General features: G+C 69.6%; 19 protein-coding genes and 1 pseudogene. 16 read left to right on the forward strand and 4 right to left on the reverse strand.

The features are described from left to right. The first annotated feature begins 5 nt into the window (after positions 1-5). A complete protein-coding gene (locus tag AC07YS_RS10520) occupies positions 6-659 on the forward strand; it encodes an amino acid ABC transporter permease (RefSeq protein WP_354343738.1) in 654 nt (217 codons plus the stop codon). Then, positions 643-1,428, forward strand: a complete 786-nt coding sequence (locus tag AC07YS_RS10525) for an amino acid ABC transporter ATP-binding protein (protein ID WP_495268385.1) — start codon at positions 643-645, stop codon at positions 1,426-1,428. The genes AC07YS_RS10520 and AC07YS_RS10525 overlap by 17 nt, the downstream gene beginning before the upstream one ends. 33 nt (positions 1,429-1,461) lie before the next feature. On the opposite strand, the gene AC07YS_RS10530 is transcribed toward AC07YS_RS10525, so the two are convergent. Together AC07YS_RS10530 and idi are read right to left on the reverse strand one after the other, a co-directional pair. Then, on the reverse strand, positions 1,462-1,782 hold the full coding sequence (locus AC07YS_RS10530) for a LysR family transcriptional regulator (RefSeq protein WP_159275929.1): 321 nt from the start codon (positions 1,780-1,782) through the stop codon (positions 1,462-1,464). A gap of 409 nt (positions 1,783-2,191) precedes the next feature. Beyond that, positions 2,192-2,737: an isopentenyl-diphosphate Delta-isomerase gene (gene idi / locus AC07YS_RS10535; protein WP_495268386.1), complete on the reverse strand. Its 546-nt coding sequence runs from the start codon at positions 2,735-2,737 to the stop codon at positions 2,192-2,194. Between the two features lie 526 nt (positions 2,738-3,263). On the opposite strand from idi, the gene AC07YS_RS10540 reads away from it, so the two are divergent. The 11 genes from AC07YS_RS10540 to AC07YS_RS10590 all read left to right on the forward strand — a co-directional run bounded on the left by AC07YS_RS10540 (position 3,264) and on the right by AC07YS_RS10590 (position 10,995). Beyond that, entirely contained in the window at positions 3,264-3,767 is a 504-nt protein-coding gene (locus tag AC07YS_RS10540; RefSeq protein ID WP_495268387.1) for a P-loop nucleotide/nucleoside kinase family protein, read from the forward strand. A gap of 26 nt (positions 3,768-3,793) precedes the next feature. Further along, positions 3,794-4,282, forward strand: coding sequence for a GNAT family N-acetyltransferase (locus tag AC07YS_RS10545; protein ID WP_495268388.1), 489 nt, complete (start codon positions 3,794-3,796; stop codon positions 4,280-4,282). Between the two features lie 72 nt (positions 4,283-4,354). Beyond that, positions 4,355-4,936 carry a YceB family lipoprotein gene (locus tag AC07YS_RS10550; protein WP_062475964.1) on the forward strand — a complete coding sequence of 194 codons (582 nt, stop codon included), beginning with the start codon at positions 4,355-4,357 and terminating at the stop codon, positions 4,934-4,936. After that, on the forward strand, positions 4,933-5,940 hold the full coding sequence (locus AC07YS_RS10555) for a glycerophosphodiester phosphodiesterase (RefSeq protein WP_495268389.1): 1,008 nt from the start codon (positions 4,933-4,935) through the stop codon (positions 5,938-5,940). The genes AC07YS_RS10550 and AC07YS_RS10555 overlap by 4 nt, the downstream gene beginning before the upstream one ends. Further along, complete coding sequence (locus AC07YS_RS10560; RefSeq protein ID WP_492696473.1) at positions 5,937-6,212, forward strand: hypothetical protein; 276 nt, start codon at positions 5,937-5,939, stop codon at positions 6,210-6,212. Before AC07YS_RS10555 ends, AC07YS_RS10560 begins: the two co-directional genes overlap by 4 nt. 40 nt (positions 6,213-6,252) lie before the next feature. Further along, complete coding sequence (locus tag AC07YS_RS10565; protein ID WP_495268390.1) at positions 6,253-6,663, forward strand: hypothetical protein; 411 nt, start codon at positions 6,253-6,255, stop codon at positions 6,661-6,663. 197 nt (positions 6,664-6,860) lie between these two features. Beyond that, positions 6,861-8,240 (forward strand): TolC family protein, encoded by a 1,380-nt coding sequence (locus AC07YS_RS10570; protein WP_495268391.1) that lies wholly within the window; start codon positions 6,861-6,863, stop codon positions 8,238-8,240. A gap of 1 nt (position 8,241) precedes the next feature. Continuing rightward, a complete protein-coding gene (locus tag AC07YS_RS10575; RefSeq protein WP_495268392.1) occupies positions 8,242-9,630 on the forward strand; it encodes a multicopper oxidase family protein in 1,389 nt (462 codons plus the stop codon). Between the two features lie 33 nt (positions 9,631-9,663). Then, the gene (locus AC07YS_RS10580; RefSeq protein ID WP_495268393.1) at positions 9,664-10,185 is read left to right on the forward strand and encodes a cupredoxin domain-containing protein; all 522 of its coding nucleotides are present in this window, start codon (positions 9,664-9,666) and stop codon (positions 10,183-10,185) included. A 21-nt stretch (positions 10,186-10,206) separates the two neighbouring features. Then, positions 10,207-10,656 (forward strand): DUF411 domain-containing protein, encoded by a 450-nt coding sequence (locus AC07YS_RS10585; RefSeq protein WP_153282826.1) that lies wholly within the window; start codon positions 10,207-10,209, stop codon positions 10,654-10,656. A gap of 48 nt (positions 10,657-10,704) precedes the next feature. Then, entirely contained in the window at positions 10,705-10,995 is a 291-nt protein-coding gene (locus tag AC07YS_RS10590) for a copper-binding protein (protein ID WP_095948999.1), read from the forward strand. A gap of 13 nt (positions 10,996-11,008) precedes the next feature. Here the strand turns inward: AC07YS_RS10590 and AC07YS_RS10595 are convergent, their stop codons facing one another. Then, positions 11,009-12,352, reverse strand: a complete 1,344-nt coding sequence (locus AC07YS_RS10595; RefSeq protein ID WP_495268394.1) for an NAD(P)/FAD-dependent oxidoreductase — start codon at positions 12,350-12,352, stop codon at positions 11,009-11,011. Here AC07YS_RS10595 and AC07YS_RS10600 point away from each other — a divergent pair. The 3 genes and pseudogenes from AC07YS_RS10600 (at position 12,351) to pabB (ending at position 16,577) form a co-directional block, all read left to right on the forward strand. Then, complete coding sequence (locus AC07YS_RS10600; RefSeq protein ID WP_495268395.1) at positions 12,351-13,379, forward strand: P1 family peptidase; 1,029 nt, start codon at positions 12,351-12,353, stop codon at positions 13,377-13,379. The genes AC07YS_RS10595 and AC07YS_RS10600 overlap by 2 nt on opposite strands. A gap of 27 nt (positions 13,380-13,406) precedes the next feature. Next, positions 13,407-14,798, forward strand: a complete 1,392-nt coding sequence (locus AC07YS_RS10605; protein ID WP_495268396.1) for a TAXI family TRAP transporter solute-binding subunit — start codon at positions 13,407-13,409, stop codon at positions 14,796-14,798. A gap of 22 nt (positions 14,799-14,820) precedes the next feature. After that, positions 14,821-16,577: pseudogene (pabB, locus tag AC07YS_RS10610) on the forward strand (aminodeoxychorismate synthase component I). A gap of 75 nt (positions 16,578-16,652) precedes the next feature. Here the strand turns inward: pabB and ettA are convergent. Beyond that, entirely contained in the window at positions 16,653-18,314 is a 1,662-nt protein-coding gene (gene ettA, locus AC07YS_RS10615) for an energy-dependent translational throttle protein EttA (protein ID WP_062475998.1), read from the reverse strand. Positions 18,315-18,393: the final 79 nt, after the last annotated feature.

Raw genomic sequence — 18,393 nt, forward strand, 5'->3', positions numbered from 1 at the left:
GCACCATGGTCGATTTTTCTCTGTGGGACATCCTGCGCAACCTGCTGATGGCGCTGCGCTGGACCGTCGTGCTCTCGCTCATCGCCTTCGTCGGCGGCGGGCTCGTGGGCGCGCTGCTGCTGTTCGCGCGGCTGCGCGGCGGCAAGGCGGCGCAGCGGGCCGTAGGCCTGTACGTGCAGCTGTTCCAGGGCACGCCGCTGCTGATGCAGCTGTTTCTCGCCTACTTCGGCATCGCGCTGTTCGGCATCGACGTGTCGGCGTGGACCGCCGCGAGCGTGGCGCTCACGCTGTACACCAGCGCCTTTCTCACCGAGATCTGGCGCGGCTGCGTGGCCTCGATCCCCAAGGGCCAGTGGGAGGCCTCTGGCAGCCTGGCGCTGAGCTTCGGCGAGCAGATGCGCCACGTGATCCTGCCGCAGGCCGTGAAGATCGCCATCGCGCCGACGGTCGGTTTCCTGGTGCAGGTGATCAAGGGCACGGCGCTGGCGTCGGTGATCGGCTTTGTCGAACTCACCAAGGCCGGCAGCATGATTTCGAACGCCACCTTCCAGCCCTTCGTGGTGTTCAGCTGCGTCGCCCTGCTTTACTTCGTGCTGTGCTTCCCCGTGAGCCTGTACGCCAAGACCCTCGAGAGGAAGACCCATGGCCGCCGTGCTTGAACCCCAAACACAACCCGAAGCCGCACCGTTCGCCGCGCCCATCGTGCGCATCACGGCGCTGCGCAAGTCCTACGGCACGAACGAGGTGCTCAAGGGCATCGACCTGGACGTGAAGCGCGGCGAGGTGATCGCCATCATCGGCAAGAGCGGCTCGGGCAAGAGCACGCTCCTGCGCTGCATCAACGGGCTCGAGGTGTTCCAGGAAGGTGCGCTCACTGTCGACGGCAAGCCGCTCCTGCACGAGAGCGCGATGGCCATGCGCACGCTGCGCCAGCGCGTGGGCATGATCTTCCAGGGCTTCAACCTGTTCCCGCACCTCACGGTCGGCAAGAACGTGATGCTGGCGCCCACGCTGGTGAAGAAGCGTTCGTCGATGGAAGCCGCTTCGCAGGCGCGCAAGCTGCTCGAGCGCGTGGGCCTGGCCGAGAAGTTCGATGCGATGCCCGAGCAACTGTCTGGCGGCCAGCAGCAGCGCGTGGCCATCGCCCGCGCGCTCGCGATGGAGCCGGCCGTGCTGCTGTGCGACGAGATCACCTCGGCGCTCGACCCCGAGCTGGTGGGCGAGGTGCTGCGCGTGGTGGAGTCGCTGGCCGACGAAGGCATGACGCTGTTGATGGTCACGCACGAGATGAGCTTTGCGCGCAAGGTCAGCGACCGCGTGATCTTCATGCACCAGGGGCGCGTGCACGAGATGGGCCCGCCGGCGGAGCTGTTCGGCGCGCCGCAGACGCCGGAGCTGAAGCAGTTCCTGTCGTCGCTGCACGACTGACCGCGCGCGTGGCGGCGGCAGCAGCGGCCGCCGCTACAGGTGCTGCGATTCGTCGATGCCCAGCCGCAGCCCCGCGGCCAGCGGCGGCACCAGCCGCCCGCCGCGCCGCTCGACCTCTTCGCCCGCCTTCAGCAGCTGCTGCACCTGCTGGAAGAGTTCGTCGCCGGCCGCGGTCAGCTGCACGCCCTGCTGGCTGCGCGCGAACAGCGCGTGCCCGAGGATGCCTTCGAGCTCCCTCACGCGGGCCGTGATGGCCGGTTGGCTGACAAAGAGGTGGCGGGCCGCCGCGTTGACGGAGCCCAATGTCGCGGCCCAGTGAAAGGCCTCCAGTTGCCGGAAGGTGATGCGCAACACCGCAGCCCCCTTTCAGCCGGGGGCTGTCGTGGACGTGCAGGGGTACACCGCGGCCTGTTCGCTCTTCTGCTTCATGTCTGCCTTCTTTCAAAGCAATTCAATCGCATCGAATGGCGAGAAGGCCACGCAACGGGGAATTCTAATTGCGTGAATTCCCATGACCACGGACGCAAACCACGGTTCCAATCCAATTCAACAGAGGTGATTCCTTCTCATCAAATCCTTGAATTAACCGACTCCCAGGCTTGTAAGGCATCGCCGGGAGTGAATTGAGAATTTAGTGCAATTGCAGTTCCTGTTAAAGAGAAATTTTCTGATATAGAACTTTGGTGGTAGGTGCAATTTGATCGAAAGCCACGGGAATCGGTGGGCCTTGCGGGCCTGACCGGGGCCGCGCGTCAATGCGCCGTCAATGCGCCGTCAACGCGCGCTCCCGCCAGGCCCCCAGGCCTTCCGGCCCGAAGCGCTCGGCGATGCGGTGCAGCCAGATGGTGAAGTGCGCCGGGGCCCGCGCCAGCTCGCGGTGCAGGTCGGGCAAGGCCAGCCATCGCCACTCGCGCACCTCGCCGGGGTCGGGTTGCGGCAGGTCGTGCGCGATGCCCACGAACACGTGGTCGTACTCGTGCTCGACCAGCTCCGCGGACACCGCCTCCCGGTAGAGAAAGGCTGTCACCGGCTGCAGCGCGCACCGCAGGCCCAGCTCTTCGTGCAGCCGCCGCACGGCGGCCGCGCCGGTGTCCTCGCCGGGGCGCGGATGCCCGCAGCAGCTGTTGCTCCACAGGCCGGGCGAGTGGTACTTGCCCAGCGCGCGCTGCTGCAGCAGCACCCGGCCTTGCGTGTCGAACAGGAAGATCGAGAACGCCCGGTGCAGGATGCCCTCGCGGTGGGCACTCATCTTTTCGACCGCGTGCAGCGGCCGGTCTTCGGCGTCGACGGCGATCAGGAATTCGTCCATGAGCTGCTCCAGAAGTGGGGGCCCGGAGCCTCGCGGCCCTGCGATTTCCGTGGCCTGGCGGCTTCGAAAAAACCGGCTCGCTTCTTTAGCACGTATTTTTTGCCAGACCGCAATAAGAAATTCAAATTAGTTCGAACTTATTACATCGAAGAAGAATATAAAAAACGGAATAAACACAAATAATTACATAGATAACAAAAATATCGAATCCGATTAACAAATGAGCCCAAATCGCCCCACAGGTATTTCTTGCGCATTTCGAACCGTGGTTCCTGGTTCGCCCCTCGCCGCCCGGTCAATGGCGCGCCATCGGCAACGCGTGATCGCCGGCGCTTTCCCGCGCGCCCCGGGCCGGGTTAACCTCGCCCTCATGGCCCGCCTTCGCACCGCATCGATCATTCGCCCGCTCTCGCGAGAGCGGGTGAGCTAGCGCACGGTTCGAAACCACGCCATGCAACCCGCCCCAGGAGGCGGGTTTTTCTTGTCCGTCTCCCGAGGTCTGTTCCCCCCACCCGCAGGAGACCGAATGACATCGACACCCCCCACATCTCCCCCGCCCGTGCTGCACATGGTCTGCGGCAAGATCGGCGCCGGAAAGTCCACGCTGACCCGGCGCCTGGCGCAGGCGCCCGCCACCGTGTGCATCAGCGAGGACACCTGGCTCGCCGCGCTCTACCCCGGCGAAATCCACGCGCTGCCCGACTACGTGCGCGCCGCCGGCCGGCTCAAGCAGGCGATGGGCGACCACGTCTGCGCGCTGCTGGGCGCCGGCGTGTCGGTGGTGCTCGACTTTCCGGCCAACACCGTGAGCAACCGGGCCTGGGCGCGCGGCCTCTTCGAGCAGGCCGGCGCGGCGCACCAGCTGCACTTTCTCGACGTGCCGGACGAGGTCTGCAAGGCGCGGCTGCGGGCGCGCAACGCGTCGGGCGAGCACCCCTTCGAGACCTCCGACGCGCAGTTCGACCTGATCACCCGTCACTTCGTGCCGCCCACGGCCGAGGAAGGGTTCCGCGTGATCCGGCACACCTGACACCGGTGCCGGTAAGCTGCGCGCCGATGCACATCGAACCCGCCCTTTCCACCGAAGCGCCCGCCGTCGCGGCCGTGTTGACCGAAGCCGCGCAATGGCTCGCCGAGGGTGGACGCCCGCTCTGGAGCGCCGCCGACACCGGCATCGAACGCATCCAGCGCGACACCGACGCCGGCCGCTACGTGGTGGCCAAGGAGAACGGCGACTGGGCCGGCGTGATGCGCCTCGATCTGGAAGACCCGTCGTTCTGGCCCGAGATCGCGCCCGGCAGCGCGCTGTTCGTGCACAAGCTGGCCGTGCGCCGCGCCTGGGCGGGCCGGGGCGTGTCGCGCGCGCTGCTGGGCCATGCCCGCGACCACGCCCGCGCGCTCGGGCGCCCCTGGCTGCGGCTGGACTGCGTGGCCGACCGCGCCGCGCTGCGCACGCTGTACGAAGGCTTCGGCTTCGCACTGCACAGCTGCATCGACCTGCGCGGCGGGACGTTTGCGCGCTACGAACTGCGCGTGAACGGCTGACCGTCCGACACGCCGACGCGCCCCTTCGGCGCTGGCGGGAACATCGTCGCCTGTGGCAAGCTCGCAAGCTCCATGACCGACCGAATCCCGCCCTCTCATTTCCGCCGTCGGGTGCTGCGCGCGCTGCTGGGCGCCGCCGCCCTGCCCGCGCCGTTCGCGGCGCTGGCCGGCTTCAACTTCTTCACCAACGAATACACCGCCACGCGCGAGGAGCTGCAGTCGCAGATCGCCAAGCGCTTTCCGGTGGCCGAGCGCTATGCCGAGATCTTCATGGTCGGGCTGCGCGACCCGCAGCTGGGCCTGGACGGGCGCGCCAACCGCGCGGCCATCACGGCCACGCTGACCATCGCCAGCCCGCTGCTGGCGGCCTCGCCGGTGCAGGGCGTGGTGTCGGTGAGCAGCGCGCTGCGCTACGACGCGGCGGCACGCGCGCTGCGGCTGGATCAGCCCAAGGCCGAGCGGCTCGAGCTGCAGGGCGTGGAAGGCCGCGACGCCGAGCGCCTGCAGAAGGTCGGCGCGGTGGTCGCGCAGGAACTGCTGCAGGGCCAGATCCTGCGCAGCTTCACGGCCGACGAACTCACCGTCGGGCGCAAGACCTACGAGGTCGGCGACATCACGGTGCAAGACAACGGCATCAAAGTGCAACTCAAATGAAACAACGTGCCGTCCTTCTTATCCTGATCGCCGCTGCGCTCGTCGGCGCCGGCTGCGCCGCCATCGCCCCGAAGGCGAAACAGCATTTCGACCTGCAGGCCCACCGCGGCGGACGCGGCCTGGCGCCCGAGAACACGCTGGCCGCGTTCTCCAACGCGATGAATCTGGGCGTGACCACGCTCGAACTCGACATCGGGCTCACGGCCGACGGCGTGGTGGTGGTGTCGCACGACACGGCACTCAACGCCGACCACACGCGCGACGCGCGCGGCGCCTGGCTCACGGCCAAGCCCGCCCCGTCCGTGCGCTCGCTCACGCTGGCGCAGCTGCAGACCTACGACGTGGGCCGTCTCAACCCCGAGAGCAACTACGGCAAGCAGTTCGCGCTGCAGCAGCCGCGCGACGGCGAACGCATTCCCACGCTGGCCTCGCTGTTCGCGCAGGTGCAGGCGCGCGGCGCCGATGCCGCACGGGTGCACTTCAACATCGAGACCAAGATCGACCCCACGAAGCCCGACGAGACCGCCGCGCCCGAGCCCATGGTGCGCGCGCTGCTGGCCGAGATCGACAAGGCGAAGATGGCCGACCGCGTGACCATCCAGAGCTTCGACTGGCGCACGCTCGCGCTGGTCGGCCAGCTCGCGCCGCAGCTGTCGCGCGCCTACCTCACCACGCCCCGCACGCTGAAGGACAGCCGCTGGACCGCCGGCCTTGACGCCGCCGGCTTCGCCTCGGTGCCGCAGCTGGTGAAGGCCGCGGCAGGTGCATCGACCGGGCCGCTGATCTGGTCGCCGGCGCACGCCGACCTGGGCGCCCCCGCGATCCGCGAAGCGCAGAAGCTCGGCATGAAGGTCGTGCCCTGGACCGTGAACCAGCGCGCCGACATGGTGCGGCTCATGGACGCGGGCGCCGATGGCCTGATCACCGACTACCCCGACGTGCTGCGCGACCTGATGCGCGAACGCGGACTGGCACTGCCACCACCAGCGAAGGCCGCCTCATGAGCACCGTGACGCAACTCGACACCATCGCCTCGGGCATCGCCGCGCTGCAAGGCGGCGCCGGCTCGGTCGCCACGCTCTCCACGGCCGCGCGCGCCAGCACCGAGCTGCTCGGCGCCCTGCCGCCGCGCTACGGCGAGGTGCTGCTGAACCTGCTGGACCGCCTCGAATCGAGCGCGCTCTTCAGCGAGGAAAGCTGCTCCTTCAGCCAGAAAGACCTGCTCGACAACCTGCAGGTGTGGGTCGACAAGGCCCGCGGCCAACTGGTGTCTTGAGGCGCTGACGCCCCGCCCCGGCTTATCATCGCGCCCAACCATGCGCACCCTGCTGCTCGCCCTCATGATCGCCCTGCTGCCCATCCGCGGCTGGCTCGGCGACGCCATGGCGCTCGAGATGGTGCGGCATTCGCTGCCCGCCGCCGAGGCGGTGGTGGCCGCGGCCACCGGCATCGCCGAATCGCACTGCCATGACGCCACCATGGAGGCCGACACCGGCCACGACATGGCGGCCATGCACGACAACAGCAGCGATTCGCAGCAGTCCCACGGCACCGACCACGCGAACTGCGGCACCTGTGTCGCCTGCCAGGTCTGCCACACGGTGGCGCTCGGCGGCATTCCGCTGGTCGACACCCCGCATGCGGCGCCCCAGGCGCCGCCGGCCGCGCACGCGGCCCGCTTTGCCAGCGCCGAGCCCGTCCTGGGCTTCAAGCCGCCCATTTCCTGATCTTCCTGCCCGTAGTCCGTCCGCAGTGAGCCTTTGCCGGCTCGCAGCGTTCGCCGTATTGCCCATGGAGATCGCTCGTGAATTCCCTTGCTCGCCGGCCGTATGCCGGCATCCCCCGCTATCGAACAGATAGCCCGCCCCTCGGGCGAAAAAGTCACTTTTCATTCCTCAGAACCGCCACCGCGCTGACCGCTGCGTTGGTACTCGCCGGCTGCGCCAGCCTGTCGCCCGACGGCGGCGCCGGCGACGTGCAGGCGCTGGTCGACGGCAACCCGCTCATGGCGGGCGCCGCGGCCCAGCGCAAGCCGGACGACGCCTCGCAGCAAAGCGTCGACGCGCTGCTGGCCAAGCCGCTGGACGCCGAAGCCGCCGTGCGCATCGCGCTCGTCAACAGCCCGCGCGTGCAGGAGGCCTTTGCCACGCTGCAACTGAGCGACGCCGACCGCGTGCAGGCCGCGAGCCTGCCGAACCCGGTGCTGTCCTTCAGCCGCCTGGCGCAGGGCAGCGAGCGCGAGTTCGAACGCATGCTGACTTTCAACGTGGTGGGCCTGCTCACGCTGCCGTGGCAGGCGCGCTGGGCCGGCCAGCGGCACGAAGCCGCCAAGCTGCAGGCCGCGCAAAGCGTGCTGCTGCTGGCCGCCGACACTCGCCGCGCCTGGGTGCGCGCGGTGGCCGCGCAACAGAGCGTGAGCTACCTGCGCGACGCGAAGGACGCCACCGAGGCCGGCGCCGAACTGGCGCACCGCATGGCCCAGGTCGGCAACTGGAGCGCGCTGCAGCGCACGCGCGAACAGTTGCTGCTGGCCGACGCGTCCGCGCAGCTCGCACGCGCCGAACAGGCGGCCGTCGCCAGCCGCGAACAGCTCACGCGCCTGCTGGGCCTGAGCGGCGCGCGCACCGCCTACACCCTGCCCGACCGCCTGCCGCCGCTGCCGAAAGCCGCGCCCGAACTCGGCGACGTGCAGGCCCTGGCGCTGCGCGACCGGCTCGACGTGCGCTCGGCGCAGGCGCAGAACACGGCCGTGGCCGGCTCGCTCGGCCTCACGCACGCCACCCGCATGATCAATGCGATGGAACTGGGCGTGGTGCGCAACACCACCTTCGAGAACGATGCCGATCGCTCGAAATCGACCACGCGCGGCTTCGAGCTCGAGCTGCCGATTCCGATCTTCGACTGGGGCCAGGCCCGCAGCGGCCGCGCCGAGGCGCAGTACCTGCAGTCGGCCGCGCGCGTGCGCGACGTGGGCGTGCTCGCCGCCAGCGAGGCGCGCGAAGCCTGGCAGGGCTGGAACACCGCCTACGCCCTGGCGCGCCGCTACCGCGACGAGGTGCTGCCGCTGCGCAAGCAGGTCAACGAGGAGATGGTGCTGCGCTACAACGGCATGCTCGCCAGCGTGTGGGAACTGCTCGGCGAAACGCGCGCGAGCATGCTCGCCGTGAACGCCGGCATGGAGGCCCAGCGCGACTTCTGGCTGGCCGACACCGACCTTCAACTGGTGCTCACGGGCAGCTCGCCCGGCGGCATGACGGCCCTGCAGACCGCGGCCACCAACGAACCTGCGGCGGGAGGCCACTGACATGAACCGTCGCAACTTTTTTGCGGGCGCCGCCACGGCCGTGGCCGCCACCACCGTGAGCCGCGTGAGCATGGCCGCGCTGCCCGAGCCGGTGACACAGGCCTCGACCGCCACCGCGCCGCCGCTCATGCCGCCCAACGGCCGGCCCTACAACCCCGTCGTCACGCTCAACGGCTGGACGCTGCCCTGGCGCATGAACGCCGGCGTCAAGGAATTCCACCTCGTCGCCGAACCCGTCGTGCGCGAGATGGCGCCCGGCTTCAAGGTCAACATGTGGGGCTACAACGGCCAGTCGCCGGGCCCGACCATCGAGGTGGTCGAAGGTGACAAGGTGCGCATCTACGTCACCAACAAGCTGCCCGAGCACACCACCGTGCACTGGCACGGCCAGCGCCTGCCCAACGGCATGGACGGCGTGGGCGGCATCACGCAGCCGCACATTCCGCCGGGCAAGACCTTCGTCTACGAGTTCACGGCGCGCCGCCCCGGCACCTTCATGTACCACCCGCACGCCGACGAGATGGTGCAGATGGCAATGGGGATGATGGGCTTCTGGGTCACGCACCCGAAGGTGGAGCATCCGCTGATCGAGAAGGTCGACCGCGACTTCTGCTTCCTGCTCGGCAGCTTCGACGTGGAGCCCGGCAGCGCCACGCCCAAGGTCAACACCATGACCGACTTCAACATCTGGAGCTTCAACAGCCGCGTGTTCCCGGCCATCGACACGCTCAACGTGCGCAAAGGCGACCGCGTGCGCATCCGTGCGGGCAACCTCACGATGACCAACCACCCGATCCACATCCACGGCCACGAGTTCGAGGTCACGGGCACCGACGGCGGCCCCGTGCCACGCACCGCGCGCTGGCCCGAGGTGTCGGTGGACGTGGCGGTGGGCCAGATGCGGCAGATGGAGTTCATCGCCGACGAGGAAGGCGACTGGGCGCTGCACTGCCACAAGGCGCACCACACCATGGGCCCGATGGGCCACGACGTGCCGACCATGATCGGCGTGGACCACAAGGGCGTGGCCGAGAAGATCAAGAAGCTCGTGCCCGACTACATGGTGATGGGCGACAAGGGCATGGCCGACATGGGCGAGATGGAAATGCCCATTCCCGAGAACACCGTGCCCATGATGACCGGCACCGGCCCCTTCGGCTCGGCCGAAATGGGCGGCATGTTCACGCTGCTGAAGGTGCGGCGCGACCAGAAGCCGGGCGACTACCGCGACCCGGGCTGGTTCAAGCACCCGGCCGGCACGGTCGCACGCGAGGTGTCGGCCAGCGGCGCGCCGGTGGCGCCGCGCAAGACGGGCACCGCACCCGCGAGCCCCGACAGCGGCAGCGCCACCGTGCGCAAGCCCTCGGGCCATGGGGCCCACAACCACTGATCGCATCGATCCAACTTTTTTGAGATTCCATTCATGAACACCCGTTTCTCCCCCCTCGTCGCCGGCGTCGCACTGGCGGCCGCCACCACCTTCGCCACGGCCCACGAAAACCACGCACCCGAAGCCGGCAAGGCCGCCGCCGCATCGCTCGCGCCCGAGCAGAAAGCCTGGGGCATCGCCGGCAAGGCCAGCGCCGTGAAGCGCACCATCGACATCGCGATGGCCGACGACATGACCTTCACGCCCTCGGTCCTCGAAGTGCGTGAAGGCGACACCATCCGCCTGCGGCTGAAGAACCGCGGCAAGGACCTGCACGAGCTCGTGCTTGGCACCACCGCCGTCATCGAGGACCATGCCGCCATGATGAAGAAGCACCCCGGCATGGAGCACGACGAGCCCTGGATGGCGCATGTGCAGCCGGGCAAGACCGGCGAACTGATCTGGACCTTCAACCGCGCCGGCGACTTCGACTTCGCCTGCCTCGTGAAGGACCACTACGAACTCGGCATGGCCGGCCGCGTGCGCGTGCTCGCCACGGCCGCGCCCACACGATGACCCACTGAAAGGAAACCCACCATGCAACGACGAACCCTCCTGAAACTCGCCGCCGCCACCGCGTCCCTGCCGCTCGCCGCGCAGGCCGCCGCGCCGATGGTCGAGATCTGGAAAGACCCGAACTGCGGCTGCTGCCAGGACTGGGTCAAGCACCTCAACAAGAACGGCTTTGCCACGCGCGTGCACGACGAGGGCAACGGCCCGGCGCGCGAGCGGCTCGGCATTCCGGCCAAGCTGGGTTCGTGCCACACCGGCCGCGTCGGCGGCTACGCCATCGAAGGCCACGTGCCGGCGCGCGAGATGCAGCGCCTGCTGAAGGAAAAACCCAAGGCCGTCGGCCTGGCCGTGCCCGGCATGCCCATCGGCTCGCCCGGCATGGACGGCCCGGCCTACGGCGACCAGCGCGACGCCTACGACGTGCTGCTGGTGCTGGCCGACGGCAGCACGCGCGTCTTCCAGAGCTACCGCTGACCCCTTCTTCACCCTTCATCCCATCCAAACAAGGAAGGAACCCCGACCATGAAAAAAGTCCTCACCGCCCTCTCCACCCTCGTGCTCGCCGCCGCGGCGTTCGCGCAGGCCGCACTGCCCCAGGTCGACGGCGAAGTCCGCAAGATCGACACCGACGCCAAGAAGATCACCCTGCGCCACGGCGACATCCCGAACCTCGAGATGACCGGCATGACCATGGTGTTCCGCGTGAGCGACCCGGCGCTGCTCGCCAAGGTGAAGGCCGGCGACAAGGTGAAGTTCACCGTCGACAAGGTCGACGGCGCACTCACCGTGCTGTCGATCACGCCGGCGAACTGAGAAGGTGTGAACCTCAGGACCTGAAGCGCCCCGGATCGAAGGGCGCCAGCGGTATCTCCGGCGCAACGCCCGCCAGCAGTTGCGCCGCCAGCCGCCCGGTTCGCGCCGAGCCGCACAGGCCGACGTGGCCATGCCCGAAGGCCAGCACGATGTCGGCGCTGGCCGCCGACGGGCCGATGCACGGCAGGCCGTCGGGCAGGCTCGGGCGGTGACCGAGCCAGTGCGCCACCGAAGGCGCACCGGGCGCGGGCGGTGCCAGCGACGGAAACATCGACTGCAGATGCGCGTGCAGGATCTCGGCGCGGCGCCAGTCGGGCGCCGCTTCGAGGCCCGCGATCTCCACCTGGCCCGCCGCGCGCAGGCCGCCGTCCATCCAGTGCGCGATGAGTTTGCCGTCGGCCACCATGGTCGGCGTTCGCGGGCCGGCCGTGGCGCCTTCGAGCACCACGTGGTAGCCGCGCTCGGACTCCAGCGGCACCGCCGAGCCTGCCGCCGCGGCCAGCGGGCCCGAGCGCGCGCCGGCGCAGATGGCAGCACCATCGCAGGCGATCTCGCCGGCCTCCGTGCGCACGGCGCGCAGCCGGCCGCCCTCGATGCGAAAGCCGGTGGCCCGCGCGGCGACGCGTTCGGCGCCCGCGTCGAGCGCATGTTGGGCGAGGGCCGCCACGTAGGCGCCCGGATTGCGGCAGTGGCCGGCTTCGGGCACGAAGATGCCGAGCGTGTAGCGCGCGGCCAGATCGGGCTCGCGGCGGCGCAGTTCGTCCGCCGGCCATTCTTCCCACTGGACACCGGCGCGCCGGCGCACGCGCCATCCCAGCGCGTCGCCGTCGAACTCGGCGCGCGAACGGTAGGCATGCAGCAGCCCGCGCCGTTCGATGAGCTGCGGCACGCCGGCCTCGGCGGCCAGTTGCGCATGCAGCGCGGGCGCATCGGCCAGCAGCGTGCGCAATGCGTCGGCGGTGCGCTGCACGCGCGCCTCGGTCCAGCCCGAGGCCAAGTAGCGCAACAGCCACGGCAGCGCGCGCGGCAGGTGGCGCCAGCGCAACGCCAGCGGCCCGAGCGGGTCGGCCAGCCAGCCCGGCACCTTGCGCCAGGCCCCCGGCAGCGCAGGCGGCACCACGGAGTGCGACGACAGCCAGCCGGCGTTGCCGTAGCTCGTGGCCTGCGGGCCACCCGGCTCGCCGGGTTCCACCAGCGTCACGCGCAGGCCCGCGCGCAGGGCCTCGATGGCGGTGGCGCAGCCCACCGCGCCCGCGCCGATCACCACCACGTGGCGGCGGCCGCTCTCGGGGGAGAAACTTCTTGCAACTGTCATTGTGGGGATCGTAAAGGTCGCGGTCCCATAATCGGCCGCCATGTCCGCTGCGTCTTCTTCCCCCTCTTCTCGCGCCGGTGCCATCACCGACGTCGCCGGCATCGAAGTCGGCCATTTCTCCGACACCCGCCGCCCCACCGGCTGCACCGTGATCATTGCGCGCGACGGCGCCGTGGCCGGTGTCGATGTGCGCGGCGCCGCGCCCGGCACGCGCGAGACCGACCTGCTCTCGCCCGGCAACCTCGTGCAGGAAGTGCATGCCGTCATGCTCGCGGGCGGCAGCGCCTGGGGCTTGGCCGCCGCCGAGGGCGCGATGCGCTGGCTCGAAGAGCGCGGCGTCGGCATGGACGTGCGCTTCGGCACCCTGCCCATCGTGCCGGCAGCCGTGCTGTTCGACCTGCCCATGGGCGACGCGCGCATCCGCCCCGACGCGGCCGCGGGCTACGCCGCCTGCGAAGCCGCCTCGACCGACGCGCCCGCCGAAGGCAACGTGGGCGCGGGCACCGGTGCGCTGGTGGGCAAGCTCTTCGGCGTGCACCGCGCGATGAAGGGCGGCATCGGCACCGCCTCGGTCACCGTCGGCGGCGTGACCGTGGGCGCACTCATCGCGGTCAATTCGCTGGGCGACGTGATCGACCCGGACACCGCCCTGCCCGTGGCCGGCGCGCGCACCGAGGACGGCAGCACCCTGCTCGACACGCGCCGCGCGCTGCTGCGCGGCGACCTGCCCAAGCCGCTGCTGGCGGGCACCAACACCACCATCGGCGTGATCGCCACCGACGCGGTGCTGACCAAGGTGCAGGCCAACCGGCTCGCCATGGTGGCGCACGACGGCCTGGCGCGCGCCATCAACCCGGTGCACACCATGAGCGACGGCGACACGCTGTTCGCGCTGGCCACCGGCCGCGTGCCGCTCGAAGGCGATGCGCCCGGCATGACCGTGCTGAGCACCATGGCCGCCGAAGCCACTGCCATCGCCACCGTGCGCGCGGTGCGCGCCGCACGCGCGATGACCGTGGGCGAGCTGCACATTCCCTGCGCCGCCGACCTGGCCGCACCGCGCGGCTGACGCGCGCACCGCACGACGAGGCACCCCATGGCGTTTCCCCGCACCCTGAAGCTGATCCTGCTGTCGATCCGCGACCTGATCGCCTCGGCCGGCCCGATCGTGTTCATCGTCATCGGCCTGCTGATTGCCGCCTACTGGTGGTTGCAGCCGCAGCCGCCCAAGCACGTGACGCTGGCCACCGGCCCCACGGGCAGCGCCTATGCGCAGTTCGGCAAGCGCTACGCCGACGCCCTGAAGCACAGCGGCATCACCGTCGAGCTCAAGGCCACCTCGGGCTCGACCGAGAACCTGCAGCTGCTGCGCACCGGCGGCGCCGACGTGGCCTTCGTGCGCGGCGGCAGCGCCGACCCGGTGGCCGACGAAGAGGCCGGCCTGCGCTCACTGGGCGCGCTGTTCTTCGAGCCGATCTGGCTGTTCTACCGCACCGACACCGCGCAGAAGATCGATCGCAAGACCGGCACGCTGACATCGCTCACGCAGCTGCGCGGCCTGCGCGTGAACGTCGACCTGCCGGGCAGCGGGCTGCCCGAGATCATGGAGCGGCTGCTCAAGGCCAACCGGCTCGGGCCCGACGACCTGCTGCTGTCGAACCTCGAGCAGGCCGCCGCGGCCGAGGCGCTGCAGGCCGGGCTGCTCGATGCCATCGTGCTGTTCTCGGCGCCGCAGTCGCCGCAGGTGCAGCGCCTGCTGCGCGCCGGCGACATCCAGCTCATGGACTTCGGCCAGGCCGAGGCCTACACGCGGCGCTTTCCGTTCCTCTCGGCCGTGTCGCTGCCGCGCGGCGTGGTCGACCTCTCGAAAGACCTGCCGCTGCACGACGTGTCGCTGCTGGCCGCCACCACCTCGCTGCTGTCGCGCGACGAGACCCACCCGGCCCTGCGCCAGCTGTTCGCGCAGGCCGCGCAGACCGTGCACAGCGACGCCGGCTGGTTCAATCGCGCGCGAGACTTCCCCAACACCCGTACCAGCGAACTGCCCGTGAGCCCCGAGGGCGACCGCGCGATCAACGGCACGCCGCCCTTCTGGCAGCGCTACCTGCCGTTCTGGGCCAGCAACCTGGTCGAGCGCATGTGGCTGGTGCTGGGCGGCGTGCTGGTGCTGATGCTGCCGCTGAGCCGCGTGATCCCGCCGCTGTACCAGTTCCGCGTGCGCCGCCGCGTGTTCCGCTGGTACGCGCGGCTGCGCGACATCGAGGCCAAGGTGGACGGACGCCAGAGCCAGGCCGAGCGCGACAAGCTGCTGGAAGAACTCGACGACCTCGACCGCGTGGTCAACAAGGTGGCCGTGCCGCTGTCGTACGCCGACGAGCTCTATGCGCTGCGCAACAACATCTACGCGGTGCGCAAGCGGGCGCTCGCGGGCTCTGCGAGCGTGGCGACTGCACCACCGGTTGCGCCGCCGGCCCGTGCCGCCGACTGACAAGGGTCCGGGCGCGCGCTTGCTGTCCACGCTGATCGATTTCGCCGACCCGCGCACCGACGGGGCGACCCGGCTGCGCGCCGCCTTCGGCGCGCCGGTGCGCGTGCTGGTCGCCCATGCGCCGCACGAGGTGCGCCCCGTGCTGGAAGCCGTCGAGGCACTGGCCCGCGAAGGCCGCTGGTGCGTCGGCCACCTGCGCTACGAGGCCGCCGCGGCCTTCGACCCGGCGTTCGACGTGCATGCGCCCGACGGGCCGCTGGCCTGGTTCGGCGTGCATGACGAGGTGCGGCCATGGCCGGATGTGCCGATGCCCACTGTCGCTCCCGTCGCGTGGACGGCCGACCTGTCGCGCGAAGCCTTCGACCGCAACATGCAGGCGATCCATCGCGCCATCGCCGACGGCGTGCTGTACCAGCTCAACTACACGGCGCCGCTGCGCGCGGCCTTCGACGGCGACGCGCAGGCCTGGTTCCACGCGCTGCGGCAGGCGCAACCCAACGGCTACGGCGCCTTCATCGACACCGGCGACGAGCAGGTGCTGTCGGTGTCGCCCGAGCTGTTCTTCGACCGCGACGGCGAACGCATCCTCGTGCGCCCCATGAAGGGCACCGCGCCGCGCGGCGCCACGCCCGCCGAGGACGAGGCCCATGCGGTGCGGCTGCGCACCGTGCCCAAGGAGCGCGCCGAGAACGTGATGATCGTGGACCTGATCCGCAACGACCTCTCGCGCGTGGCCCAGCCCTTCTCGGTGCGCGTGCCGCGCCTCTTCCACACCGAGGCGCTGCCCACCGTGTGGCAGATGACCTCCGACGTGGAGGCCCGGCTGCGCGAAGGCACGACGCTGGCCGACCTGTTCGCGGCGCTGTTCCCCTGCGGTTCCATCACCGGCGCGCCGAAGGTGAGCGCCATGCGCATGATCCGCGCGCTGGAGCCCGACGCGCGCGGCGTGTACTGCGGCGCCGTGGGCGTGGTGCGGCCCGGCGGGCACGCGACCTTCAACGTGCCGATCCGCACCGTCACGCTGCGCGGCAACGCCGCACGCTGCGGCATCGGCAGCGGCATCACGGCCGACGCGCAGGCGGATGCGGAGTGGGACGAGTGGCGGCACAAGCGTGCCTTTCTCGGCGCGGCGGTATCTTCGCAACCATGACGTCCTTCGAACTGCTCGAAACCCTGGCGCTGACTGATGGCGCACTGCGCGATGCGCCCGCGCACCTCGCCCGCATGCATCGTGCGGCGGCGCACTTCGGCTATCCGTGGCATGAAGCACAAGTGACGGCCTGCCTGGACCGGCTGAGCGCAGCGCATGCCGCAGGCACATGGCGCGTGCGCCTGCTGCTCGACGCGCAAGGACAACCGCGCGCCGAAGCCTTCGCCATGGACGCTGCGCCACCGCGCGTGCGCCTGCAGCTGGCCGCGCGCGCTTTCGACGAGGCCGACAGCGAGTTCTCGCGCTTCAAGACCACGCGCCGTGCGCACTACGAGGCCTTTGCGCCGACCGCGCCCGGCGTGTTCGACACCCTGCTGTGGAACCGCGACGGCGAGATCACCGAATGCACGCGCGGCAACATCGCGCTGCGGCTCGACGGCCGCTGGGTCACGCCGCCACTGCATTGCGGGCTGCTCGACGGCATCGGCCGCGCGCGCCGGCTGCGCGAAGGGCAGCTGACCGAAGCGGTCGTGCGCGTGGCCGACCTGCCGCGCGTCGAAGCGCTCGCCTTCGTGAACAGCCTGCGCGGCTGGCTCGACGCCGACCTCATCGACCACGACGCCCCCTGAACGACAAAGCGCGCGGCCCCTTGCGGAACCGCGCGCTCTGGTCGTCGAAGCGGCCGAAGCCGCCTGCGTCCTGTCTTACTTGAGTGCCTTGTAGCGCATGCGCTTCGGCTTGGCGCCTTCTTCGCCCAGGCGCTTCTTCTTGTCGGCTTCGTACTCCTGGTAGTTGCCGTCGAAGAAGGTCCACTGGCTGTCGCCTTCGGCCGCGAGGATGTGCGTGGCGATGCGGTCGAGGAACCAGCGGTCGTGGCTGATGACCATCACGGTGCCGGCGAACTCGAGCAGGGCGTCTTCCAGGGCGCGCAGGGTTTCCACGTCCAGGTCGTTCGACGGTTCGTCCAGCAGCAGCACGTTGCCGCCCGCGATCAGCGTCTTGGCCAGGTGCAGGCGGCCGCGTTCACCGCCCGACAGCGTGCCGACCTTCTTCTGCTGGTCGGCGCCGTTGAAGTTGAAGCGGCCCGCGTACGCGCGGCTGGCCATCTGGAACTTGCCGACGTTGATGATGTCCAGGCCGTTCGAGATGTCTTCCCACACGGTCTTGTCGGACGCCAGCTCGTCGCGGTGCTGGTCGACGAAGGCCATCTTCACGGTCTGGCCGATGACGACCTCGCCCGTGTCCGGCTTTTCCTTGCCCGCGAGCAGCTTGAACAGCGTCGACTTGCCGGCGCCGTTCGGGCCGATGATGCCGACGATGGCGCCCGGCGGCACGGTGAAGCTCAGGTTGTCGATCAGCATGCGGTCGCCGAAGGACTTGCTGACGCCGTGGAACTCGAACACCTGCTGGCCCAGTCGCTCCGCCACAGGAATGAAGATTTCCTGCGTTTCGTTGCGCTTCTGGTATTCCATGTCGCTCAGCTCTTCGAAGCGGGCCAGGCGCGATTTGCTCTTGGCCTGGCGTGCCTTCGGGTTCTGGCGCGACCATTCGAGTTCCTTCTTCAGGGCCTTGGCGTGGGCTTCTTCGCTCTTCTGCTCCTGCGCCAGGCGTTCGCCCTTCTGCTCGAGCCAGGTGCTGTAGTTGCCCTTCCAGGGAATGCCGCGGCCGCGGTCCATTTCCAGGATCCACTCGGCGGCGTTGTCCAGGAAGTAGCGATCGTGGGTGATGGCCACCACGGTGCCCGTGAAACGCTGCAGGAACACTTCGAGCCACTCGACCGATTCGGCGTCCAGGTGGTTGGTCGGTTCGTCGAGCAGCAGCATGTCGGGCTTGCTCAGCAGCAGGCGGCACAGCGCCACGCGGCGCTTTTCACCGCCCGACAGCAGGCCGATCTTGGCGTCCCACGGCGGCAGGCGCAGCGCGTCGGCGGCAATTTCGAGCTGGTGCTCGGAATCGGTGCCGGCGGTGGCGATGATGGCTTCGAGCTGGGCCTGCTCGGCCGCCAGCGCGTCGAAGTCGGCGTCTTCGGCACCGTAGGCGATGTACACCTCTTCGAGGCGCGCCTTGGCCGCGAACACCGCGCCCATGGACTCCTCGACCGATTCGCGCACCGTGTGCTCGGCGTTGAGCTTGGGTTCCTGCTCCAGGTAGCCGATCGTCATTCCCGGCATGGGCAGGGCCTCGCCCTCGAATTCCTTGTCCACACCCGCCATGATCTTGAGCAGCGTGGACTTGCCCGAGCCGTTCAGGCCGAGCACGCCGATCTTGGCGCCGGGGAAGAAAGAGAGCGAAATGTCCTTCAAGAGCTGCCGCTTGGGCGGCACGGTCTTGCTGACGCGGTTCATCGAATAGACGTATTGAGCCATCTGTGAATGATTACCTTGGGTAGCTTGGGATTTGCGTAAAAGCACGGTCGTCCGGACAGTGATCCGGGCGCGGCGAACC

The sequence above is a fragment of the Variovorax sp. GW458-11-26-14-LB1 genome, from assembly GCF_059423965.1.